At 66.9% G+C, this 11,348-nt stretch carries 4 protein-coding genes and 1 pseudogene; 3 read left to right on the top strand and 2 right to left on the bottom strand.

Annotated elements, in window-relative coordinates; all coding sequences use genetic code 11:
- Nucleotides 1-10: 10 nt before the first annotated feature.
- Nucleotides 11-982 carry a hypothetical protein gene (locus ACIPLC_RS20080; protein ID WP_400474344.1) on the bottom strand — a complete coding sequence of 324 codons (972 nt, stop codon included), beginning with the start codon at nt 980-982 and terminating at the stop codon, nt 11-13.
- Nucleotides 983-1,952: 970 nt separating this feature from the next.
- On the opposite strand from ACIPLC_RS20080, the gene ACIPLC_RS20075 reads away from it, so the two are divergent.
- Nucleotides 1,953-8,684: a polymorphic toxin-type HINT domain-containing protein gene (locus ACIPLC_RS20075; RefSeq protein ID WP_400474343.1), complete on the top strand. Its 6,732-nt coding sequence runs from the start codon at nt 1,953-1,955 to the stop codon at nt 8,682-8,684.
- 2 nt (nt 8,685-8,686) lie between these two features.
- Entirely contained in the window at nt 8,687-9,202 is a 516-nt protein-coding gene (locus ACIPLC_RS20070) for a DUF4265 domain-containing protein (RefSeq protein WP_400474342.1), read from the top strand.
- Between the two features lie 127 nt (nt 9,203-9,329).
- Here the strand turns inward: ACIPLC_RS20070 and ACIPLC_RS20065 are convergent.
- Nucleotides 9,330-9,578: pseudogene (locus ACIPLC_RS20065) on the bottom strand (tyrosine-type recombinase/integrase); the annotation flags it as partial.
- Nucleotides 9,579-10,905: 1,327 nt separating this feature from the next.
- Here ACIPLC_RS20065 and ACIPLC_RS20060 point away from each other — a divergent pair.
- Entirely contained in the window at nt 10,906-11,271 is a 366-nt protein-coding gene (locus ACIPLC_RS20060) for a hypothetical protein (protein WP_400474341.1), read from the top strand.
- Nucleotides 11,272-11,348: the final 77 nt, after the last annotated feature.

Raw genomic sequence — 11,348 nt, 5'->3', positions numbered from 1 at the left:
GCGGCCAAGGTCACCGCAGTCCAGGCTCGGGTCGCTGCTGTGGTAGCCGCAGTAGCCGGTGGCCAGGTTTGCTCTTCTTGTTGAAGTTCTCCGCCGTCTTGTGGTTCTCCTGGACCTCCACGGCTCCCTGGACCGAGCTCGTCGCCACCAGGGACGGGTCGAGGTACCACGGGCCGGTGCCGGAACCGAGCGCATCCTGGTTCGGCGTCAGTTCGATGGCCGAGGAGGTGACCTTGGTGGAGATCGCGGCCACGTTCGCCCCGTCGCCCGGCTCCTCGGCGGACGAACGAATGCCGGCCGCGGGTGCTGGGTCTGCTGCGGGCGCGGCTGCGGCTGCCACGGCGGACTTCACGGCCTTGGACGCGGCGGCAGGGCCCGCGGCAGGCGGCGTGGAGGAGTCCCATTGCAAGGGTGAGGGCGAGCGGAAACGCAGGGCACCCTTCTCGTCCTTGACGTCGATGCGGCCCTGGTCGTCGGAGGTGACCGTCAGACCCTGGGCGGTGATCGGAAAGCGCAGGGTCTTCAGTGCGGGGTTGACGGCGGCCTCGGGCGTGCGGACCACGATCACGTCGCGCCAGCCGCCGATGGGCAGTGCGGTCAGCTGGAGGTCGACGCCGGGAAGCACGTTCGCGTAGGTGGCGGTCGCCCCGTTCAGGACGGGCTTCGGCAGCGCGAACGGTGCGCCGACGGAGAGCTTCTTGCCGTCGGCGGTGGACACGGTGGCCATCGGCCCGCTGCCGCCGCCGGAGAGGGCCAGGGCGGTGCTCGCAACTGCGGGGCTTACGGTGCCGTCGGAGTTCTGACGGAGAGTGGCGTCGAGGTCGGCCCAGCCATTGCCCTGCTTCACGCGGACCGGCTGGGCATTGTCAGTGGTCGTCAGCTTGCCGTCCGGGTTGACGACGGTCTTCGACGCCACGTCGGTCAGAGCGTCGATGACGACCGGCTTGCCCGTGGACTTGGCCTTGGCGACGGAGTCCAGCACCGCCTGCTGCAGAGGTGTACGAGGCGGGGCGGGTGTAGGCGGAACAAGTGGGGCCCACCCGCCGACCGGGCCGTGGGTGGGCGTGGCGGCGGGCTCGGCGGCCAGGGCGCTCGGCGCAGCGAGCAGGCCGAGGCTCAGAATGCAACCGGTTCCGAGCGCGGTCAGGCGAGTGGCGCGTTTGCGTATCGACAGTGGCGGTGGCGTGCTCGTGATTGTCCGTGACGTGGTGGACATGGATCTTCGGTGAGTCCCTCCCGGTCGGCAGACACTGCCGTGTGTCTGCGTTCGGATGGGAACGATGTGGCCTGACCTGCGTATACGTCAAACCCATCACCGACTTGCGCCGACATGTCTGATTTCGCGTCAGATTGCGAGATCAAGACTTCATAAACATCTCATGCACGACGCTGGACGGCCGTCCCAGTGTCCGAGGCTTCACATATCGTCACATCAATCATGGCCCTGCTATGCCAATTTGATGCCATGTCGATAATCATGAGGAGATGTGACGATGCTTTGGCCTGCCCGGAAACGGGCTGGAAGATCACCAGGCAACCGGTGGCGGTCGCCTGCTGTGGCGGCGATGGTCGCCCTGACAATGACCGGGATAACCGCGCCGCCCGCTGTGGCGTGGACCTACCCCGCGCCGAAGGGGAAGGTCTGGACGCCCCCGCACACACCGCTGGGTGACTCGACCGTCTCGATCGCGGGGCAGGACGTCAAGCCGACGGCGTCCAAGCCTGCGCCCGAGACTCCTGACTGGAAACCTGAGCCGACGGTGCCGTTGGTGACCGGCACCGCGACGGTGGCTTTGGGGGCCGACAGTCCTGAAGCGCAGGCCGCGCGCGCCGCCACCGGCGGCGCATCGCCCGCCTCCGGGGGCACGACCGGCGCGAAGGCGGGGCCACTGGCCGTCGAAATCGCTCCGGGCACTGGCGAGGGCGAAAGCGCGCGTGCGGTCACGGTTCAGGTGACCGGACCGGACACGGGCAAGGCGGCAGGCGTCACCGGCCCGCTGATCGCCCTGAGCGACGCCGAGGCGCCCACCAGCGGCGAAGGCCGTGCCGCGAGCGTCACCCTGGACCTGAAGGCGCTGCAGGCGGCCGGGTGGTCCGACCGGGCCCACCTCGTCGCCCTGCCGGCCTGCGCACTGACCACGCCGGATCTGCCCGAGTGTCGCACCCAAACTTCGGTTGAGGCGAAGGTCGATGGGCAGGGCACGATCACCGCTAACGTCACCCTGCCCCCCAGGGCAGTCCCCCAGCAGGGGCAGAGCGGCGCTGTGAAGGCCTCGTTCACCGCGGCGGCAGCGCCCGCACAGTCGGTGTCCGCCGCCGACAAGGGTGGCAGCAGCGGCTCGGTGGTGCTCGCCGCGGCGCCTTCGCCCTCCGGCGCCATGGGCAACTACACCGCGACGTCCCTGTCCCCGTCGTCGGCCTGGTCCGCCGGCTCCAACTCGGGAAACTTCACCTACAGCTACCCGATCCAGGTTCCACCCGCACTCGGCGACGCGGCTCCGGCCGTGGCACTCGGCTACAACTCGGCCGAGGTGGACGGCAAGACCTCCTCGACCAACGCGCAGCCCTCATGGATCGGTGACGGCTGGGGCTACGAGCCCGGCTTCATCGAACGGTCCTACCGCAGCTGCGACAAGGCCGGCATCACCGGCTCGGGAGACCAGTGCTGGGGCGGGCAGAACGCCACCCTCTCCCTCGGTGGCCATTCGGGCAAGATCGTGCGCGATGACGCCACCGGCATCTGGCATCTTGAGGGTGACGACGGCACCAAGGTCGAGCAGCTCACCGGAGCCTCGAAGACCGCGGGCGACGTCGACTACCAGGGCATGGAGTACTGGCGGATCACCACGTCCGACGGTGTCCAGTACTACCTCGGTCTCAACCACCTGCCGGGCGGAGATGGCAGCGATCCGGCCGCGAACTCCGTCCTCACGGTGCCGGTGTACTCGCCGAACAGCGGCGACCCCTGCTACAACTCCGGCAGCGGCAACAAGTCCTGGTGCCAGATGGCCTGGCGCTGGCAGCTCGACTACGTCGTTGACCCGCACGGCAACCTGACCACGTACAAGTACGCGGCCGAGGGCAACAAGTACAAGCGCGGCACCATCCAGAGCAGCGGCAGCGGCACCCTCGCCGACTACCAGCGGGCCGGCTACCTGAAGGAGATCGCCTACGGCCAGCGCCTGGACGAGCAGAAGGCGGCCAAGGGAAGCACCAAGCCGGCGGCGAAGATCGTCTTCACCACCGCCGAACGCTGCATGCCCGACGCCTCGAACGACTGCTCCGAGAGCAAGCGTGCTTCCAACGCCAACGCGTGGCCGGATACGCCGGTCGACCAGATCTGCACCGACAACACCTGCGTCAACACCGCAGCCACGTTCTTCACCACCAAGCGCCTGACCACGATCAGCACCCAGGTCCTGGTCAATGCCGCCTACCGCACCGTCGACACCTGGAACCTCAACCAGGAACTCGCCGACCCCAAGGACGGCACCAAGCGCCTCCTGCAGCTCGACTCGGTCCAACGCGTCCCAAGCAACGGACAGGCGGAGATCAAGGATCTGCCGCCAGTCCGGTTCCAGTACCAGATGCGGGCCAACCGCGTCGACGGCCTCGTCCCCGCCTCGCCGATGTTCATGCGCCCGCGCATCCAGAGCATCACCACCGAGATGGGCGGCAGCATCAATGTCATCTACAACGACCCCGAGTGCTCCCGGGTCAACAACCACATGCCGTCCTCCGAGGACAGCAACACGATGGCCTGCACACCCGTCAAGTGGTACCTGCCCGGCCAGTCCTCCAAGGACCCAGTCAACGACTGGTTCGACAAGCCCCTCGTCAAAACCGTCGTCGAACAGGACCTCGTCAGCACCCCCAACATCGGCAAGACCACCGAGTACACCTACAACGGCGGCGCGGCCTGGCACCGCAACGACGCCGAGTTCACCGACCCCAAGACCCGCACTTGGGACAACTTCCGCGGCTACCAGTCGGTGGCCACCACCACCGGCAGCGGTAGCTCCAGCGAGGCCCCCAAGACCCAGCAGAAGGTCACCTACCTGCGGGGCATGAACGACGACTACCTCGCCAACGGCACAACCCAACGCAGCGTCCAGGTCCCCAGCCCGCTCGGCGGCACCGTCACCGACAGCGCCCAGCTCGCCGGCCGCGTCGTCGCCACCGAGGTCTACGACCAGGCCGACGGCACGGTCACAGCGGTGTCCGGCAGCACCTACAACGGGCAGACGGTCTCGGCGACCCACGCCCAGAGCGCGGGCGCGCCGAAGATCTACGCCTGGCGTCCTGACTCCGAGACCACCTCGCTCACCAAGGCCAAGCTCTCCGACGGCAGCTGGCGCACCACCACGACGGTTACCACCACGGAACCGGCCAACGGCAACCGCGTCATCAAGGTCGACGACAAGGGCGACGGCACCGCCGCCACCCCGGAAACCTGCGCCATCACCAGCTACGCGGCCAGCGACAACCCGCAGTTGCTCACACTCGTCTCGGAGAAGACCGCCTTCCAGGGATCCTGCACAGGTAAAGCCACCTCGGCCACCACCCTGTCCAGCGGCCGCACGCTCTATGACGGCAAGCCTTTCGGCCAAGCTGGCGCGGCCGGTGACCCTACCGGCAACCATGTCCTCGACCACTTCGACCAGGGCGACAACGCCGTCTACGCCCACGCCGGCAGCGCGACCTTTGACGCCTACGGGCGCAGCCTGACGACGGCGACCACCGACGGTTCCACCTACAACGCCGTCGGCGCTCAGCTGAGCGGTCCCTCAACCGCGCCCGCAGTAACCAAGACCGCTCTCACCCCAGCCACCGGTGCCCTGCCGACCCAGGTGCAGACCACCGGCCCCCTGGGAGCTGGCTGGACCACGACGACCACCGAGGACCCGGCCCGCGGATCCGCGCTGACCAGCACCGATGCCAACGGCCGGGTCATCAAGGGGCAGTACGACGCTCTCGGCCGGCTCACCGCCGCCTGGGCGCCGGACCGTCCGACCGATCAGTTGCCGAGTCGGCAGTTCACGTACTCGCTCAAGGGCACCGCAGGACCGTCCACCGTCAAAACCGAGTCGCTCAACGACGACGCGGCCACCTACACGGTGAACATCAGCATCTATGACGGCCTGGGCCGCCCCCGCCAGAGCCAGAGCACCAGCGCCGCCAAGCCCACCGGGCGCCTCATCACCGATACCGTCTACGACACGCACGGCTGGGTCATCAAGACCTCGGCGCCGTACTACGAGAAGAGCTCCTTCCCCACCGAATCAATCTTCCTCCCGGTAGGTGACGGCCAGATACCAGGCCAGACCTGGAACACCTACGACGGCAGCGGGCGGATCACGCGCGCGGAGTTCCGCTCCTACGGCAACCTCCAGTGGGCCACCAGCACCGCCTACCCCGGTGCGGACCGAACCGACACCACCCCGCCGAGCGGCGGCACGCCAGCCTCGTCCGTGGCCGACGCCCGGGGCCACACCATCGCCCTCTGGCAGTACCGCACACCCACCGCGACCGGCAACAGCGCCGACGCGGACATCGCTACCTACGCCTACACGCCGACTGGCCAACTTGCGTCGCACACCGACGGCAGCGGCAACACCTGGTCCAAGACCTACGACCTGCGCGGCCGCCAGGTCTCGGCGTCCGACCCGGACACCGGCGTGACGAAGACGTTCTACGACGTCAACTCGCGCGTCGACCACACCGTCGATGCCAGGAGCAACACTCTCTCCTACACCTACGACCTGCTCGGCCGTAAGACCGGCACGTTCAACGGCGGCGTGACACCCGCGAACCAGCTGGCCTCCTGGACCTACGACACCCTCGTCAAGGGCCAGCCCACCGGCTCCACCCGCTACGTCGGCGGCAGCGGTGGCGCCGCCTACACCACCGCCGTAACCGGCTACGACACCGCCTACCGGCCGCTCGGCACCTCCATCACCATCCCACCCGTGGAAGGAGCACTCGCCGGTACCTACACCACCACCAACACCTACAGCCCGGTCCTCGGCACCGTCACCGGGACCGACGTCCCCGCAGCCGGCGGGCTCCCGGCCGAATCGATCACCTACGCCCGGACCATCACCGGTCTGCTCTACGGATCCGCCAGCCTCGAGCAGGCCATCGTCGCCCAGGTCGACTACGACGCCCTCGCACGCCCCGTGCGGACGACGGTCGGCCAGTACGGCACACAGGTCGTGTCCACTCAGCAGTACGACTGGGCCACCGGACGGGTCATCAACAACTTCCTCGACCGCCAGGTCGGCACCGTCTCGGTCGACCAGACCAGCTACACCTACACCCCCTCAGGCCGGATCGCCTCGGCCACCGACATCCAGGACGCCTCCGCAACCGACACCCAGTGCTTCACCTATGACCACCTCCACCGGCTGACCGGCGCCTGGACCGACACCGCGGGCACCTCCACCACCGCCGACTGGACCGACTCCTCGGGCGCCGTCCACGGCACGGGCAGTTCCACCACCGTGCCCGGTGTCGGCGGCTGCAACAACGCGAACGGCCCGGCCACCGTCAAGCCCGGCGGCCGCACGGTCGGCGGACCGGCGCCCTACTGGAACACCTACACCTACGACGCGACCGGCAACCGCACCGGATACGTCCAGCACGACATCACCGGCAACAGCCTCAACGACACCACCACCACCCAGACCTTCAGAGCCGCCAAGAGCACCAACTCCCCCACCAGCGCCCCCAACACCGGCGGCGGAACCGGCGGGCCCCACGCCCTGCTCACCTCCAGCACCAGCGGGCCGGCAGGTACGAAGGCCGTCAGCTACCAGTACGACGCCAAGGGCAACACCACCGCCATCACCGACACCAGCGGCACCACCACCCTGACCTGGAACGGCGAGGACAAGCTCGGCTCCCTCACCAAGACCGGACAGGCCGGCGCCACCACCTACCTCTACGACGCTGACGGCAACCAGCTCATCCGCCGCAACCCCGGCAAGACCACGCTCAACCTGCCCACCGACGAGCTCACCCTCGACACGGCCAGCGGCTCCACGAGCAACGTCCGCTCCATCCCCGCCCCGGGCGGCCTGACCTACACCCGCGTCACCGCCGCCATCGGCGGCGGAACCGTCCTGATCCAGGCCGCCGACCCGCACGGGACCAACGGCGTCCAGGTCAACACCAACGCGACCCAGACCGTCACCCGCCGCCCCACCGACCCCTTCGGCAACCCCCGCGGCACCCAGCCTGGCACCAACCAGTGGGCCGGCACCAAGGGCTTCGTCGGCGGCACAAAGGACGACACCACCGGACTCACCAACCTCGGCGCCCGCCAGTACGACCCCGTCCGCGGACGCTTCATCAGCCCCGACCCCATCCTCGACCAGGCCGACCCCCAACAGTGGAACGGCTACGCCTACAGCAACAACAACCCCGTCAACCTCTCCGACCCCAGCGGGCTTCGCCCTGAGGGCGTCTGCGGTGGATTCGGCACCTGCTCCGACGACAAGGGCAACGTCACCACCGAGACGTTCAAGCTCGAAAGAGACGGCTCCTGGACCGAGAACTACTGGAACCAGTGGAGCGGCGACAAGGACCACCCCAATGTCGTCAGCAAGCACGTCTTCGTCATCAATCGCGGTGGCACGCTCAAGGGAAACATCAAGCAGGCCTTTGATGCCGCCCAGTACATCCCCGGGCTGAACGTCATAGGCGCCGTTGGGTCCGCCGCCATGGACGTCTACGACGGCAATTACCTGAGCGCCGCCCAGAACGCCGCAGGCCTCATCCCCGGCGCCCGCCTTACCGGAAAGGCCGCAAAGACAGCCGAAAAGGTTTACAACGCAGAGCAAAAACTCGAAGACACCGCGAACGCGGCATGCGACATCAGCAGCCTGATCGCCGCTGCACACAGCTTCCCCCCAGGCACCCAAGTCCTCCTGGCCGATGACACAACCCAAGCCATTGAGAACCTCCAGCTCGGCGACCAGGTCCAAGCAACGGACCCGACGACCGGGAACACCGAGCTCAAGCCCGTCACCCGCACAATCCGCACGCCGGACGACAAGCACTTCACCGACCTGACCCTGCAGGTCAGTAGCTCCGAGGGTGAATCTGGGAAGACAGAGAACCTCACCAGTACCCAGCACCACCCGTTCTGGGACGAAACCACCCACCGGTGGACCAACGCCTCGGAACTGCACCCCGGCGACGAGGTCCGCGCAGCAGACAGCCAAACCATCACCGTTCTGACAGTAAGGAACTACGACACCGCCCCACAGACCGCTTACGACCTCACCATCGCAGACCTCCACACGTACTATGTGCTGGCGGGGACCACGCCGGTCCTGGTTCACAATTGCGGCGGGTCCGCAGACGATCGCGCTGGTCTTGACTTCACGGATAACGGACGGCAGCAAGTCTACGATGCGAACTCGGCGAAGAATGGCGGGATTCTCAAGTGTGATTACTGCGGCCGGACTGTAGAGCGCAGAGCTTCGCGAGGACCCGACGGAAAGGCGATCAAGGGTCTTCCGGATGACGCGCAGATCGACCATGAGCTACCGAAATCGCAGGGTGGATGTGGGGCCGCTCATAATGGGTGTGTAGCCTGTAGGGCGTGCAACAGGGATAAGTCGGCGAAGACGGTTGAAGAGTGGGACAATGAACTCAGAGAGTTCCTGGAGGATTAAGCGTGAGCGAGCCGAATGGGCAACCCACCTCTGCGAGCGGCGCCAAGCTCTTCAAGGTTGCGTTCGACCTTGAAGAGGAGCGCCCGAACTGGCCTCCGGTCTCAGTGGAGCGGCTCTGGGGCGAGAAGACGACCACCAAGCTCGAGATCCGCGTAGTGAATACACCGTTCTTTGTACGTGGAATTTCATTTGGCGACCTCATTCAAGTACGTCCGGACAATGAGCGCCGCGAGCTCGTTTTTGAGAACTTCACGTCGGAGTCAGGGCATTCGACGGTCCGGATTATCCTTCTCCAGGGCACTGAAAGGGAAATTGTCGAGTCCAGGCTTCAGGTCGCTGGCTGTAGCTGGGAATTGGCGAACGCCTTCGGGAATCTTCTGGCTGTTGATATTCCGTCAACAGTCGAGTACTGCGAGCTGAGGGAATGGCTTCTGGCTCAAGTAAGGGCCGGGAGAATTGAGATTCAGGAGAGTGCTATCTCCTCGGTCCATCGGCAGCAACTGCCGAGTTTTCCGTAGATCTCGTACGATTTCCTGGGTACGCGTCGAGAGATTTTGACGACGCTGAGAAGCCCCACCGGACATGGCTCCGGTGGGGCTTCTCGGGTTCGCTGGGTGGGTCTGACGGCAGTAGTTGACGGCAACGTCAGCGGATGGGTGCTGCACGAAGAGGTGGGTCGCCGCCGTCATCGGGCTTGCTAGCGGTCTCGGCGGGCGTGCGGAGAACGTGGCTGAGGAGGTCGATGGCGTCGCGCTGAAGGCGGAGCCGGACGTGGGCGTAGACGGTGGCGGTGACGCCGATGTGGGCGTGGCCGAGGAGCTCCTTGATGACGATGAGTTCGACGCCCTGTTCCAGGAGGAGAGTTGCGGTCGAGTGGCGGAGGTCGTGGGTGCGCCGTGAGGTGCTGTGGTTCGAGTGGAGGTGAGAGACCTTCGCCGCTGATCCTGTCGCAGCAGGGCGGTGGAGCTGGGGGCAGCCTGATCCGGGTGACGCCGGGGAGGGTGGGAGCAGCCCTGACAAAGCCGGGACGGGTCGGTACTGCCAGACGGTCCGGGTTCGGCGAGCGGGACGGAGAGGAGTACGTGAGGAACCGGCGTGTGACACCCCCTTGATGCGGCACCAGCTCGAACCTGGTGGATCTGGGCTGGGGGCGGCGCGCACCCGTCGCCATGGGCGGCGGGGAACTCCCGAGGTGGTGGGCATGAGCTGCCAGGGAGGCTGCGAGGAAGGTCTGCGGCGTACTCGCAGCGATGCCGCAGGGGCATAGTCGGGCTCCTACTTCGTCGAGCGAACCACAGTGAACACGGGAACTGTCCCGGGTCTTGCCCTCCGCGTCGCCTCCAGCGGCGAGGCTGGGGCTGGGCGCGTCGACCGCCGATCGGTCCGGGACGGGGCGGAGCCGCCGTAGTACTCCGAGGTCGGGAAAGCCGGCCGCATGGGGAAGGGCGGCAGCGGTTTCGAGAAGGGAAGGACGCTGCAATGCCGGAAGACGCGTCGCCGAATGGCGGTGCTCCTTGTTCTGGTCCGGCCGGGCCGGGAGCGAGGGTATCGGAGATGCAGGCCAAGCTTCACCGTTGGGCGGCGGCCGATCCAGGTCGCCGGTTCGATGACTTGTTCGTGCGCCACGAGGCGCCACTTGACCGTGCGGAGGTGAAAGACCGCCGCCGTGGCCTTGTCGCAGCAAGGCCACGAAGCTGAGGACAGCCTGACCCGGGAGTCGCCGGGAGGGGTGGAAAGCAGTCCTGACAACGCCGGGACGCTCCGGAACTACCAGACGGGGCGGGTCCGGCAAGCAAGACGAGAAGGTGTACGAGAGGAACCAGCGCGTGAAGCTCCGTAAGCGTCGAGCCGGCTCCAACCTGGTGGATATGGGCCGGTCCGCAGCGCACACCTGCCGTGATCATGCGGCGGGTGACTCCGAAGCCGGGATGGATAGGCCGGTGGGGAGGCCACGAGGAAAGCCTGCGGCGTACTCGTGGCGAGGCTGCCGGGGTATAGCTGGGCACCTCCCTCGTCAAACGGTCAGTGGTGAACGTGGGAACCACCTGCGGCTGCCCTCACGATGCTCCAGCCAGGACATCGAAGGGCAGGCCCGTCGTCGGCTGTCGGCCGCAGTGTGGGGCGGAGGCCCCGTAGTAGTCCGCGCGCGCGAAAGGCGCGTACATGGCCAAGGGGGCCAGCAAGTCAGCAGGGCGGATGCTGGAATACTCGGAGGCCGCCGGTGAATACCGACGCGCCGTCGCTCACGCCGTTCGGCGCGGAGCGCAGGGTACGGGAGATCCAGGCCAAGCTGCACCGTTGGGCGACCGACGATTCAGACAGGCAGTTTCGTGATTTGTTCAATCTCGTCTGTGACCCCGCATTTCTCCTGATCGCTTGGGAACGAGTGCGGGGCAACAGAGGTGCCCGGTCGGCAGGGGTAGACGGGAAGAGCGCTTACTGCATCGAACAGCAAGGCGTCGGCGAGTTCCTGGCCGAGGTCCGCGAAGATTTGAAAGCGCAGCAGTTTCATCCATTGCCAGTCCGCGAGCGGATGATTCCGAAGGCGGGCGGAAAGAAACTGCGTCGTCTAGTACTCCAGCTGTAGATCGCTCTTTGGGCTGCTGGTGCCTACGCTTTCCGCGGTTTGCGGCGCTTGCCCCAGCTGCCGTGTGGCCGGTTCCG

The organism is Kitasatospora sp. NPDC086801 (genome assembly GCF_044745805.1).
Taxonomy (GTDB): domain Bacteria; phylum Actinomycetota; class Actinomycetes; order Streptomycetales; family Streptomycetaceae; genus Kitasatospora.
The sequence above is the reverse complement of the archived record's forward strand: the minus strand, read 5'-3'. Positions and strand labels throughout refer to the sequence as shown.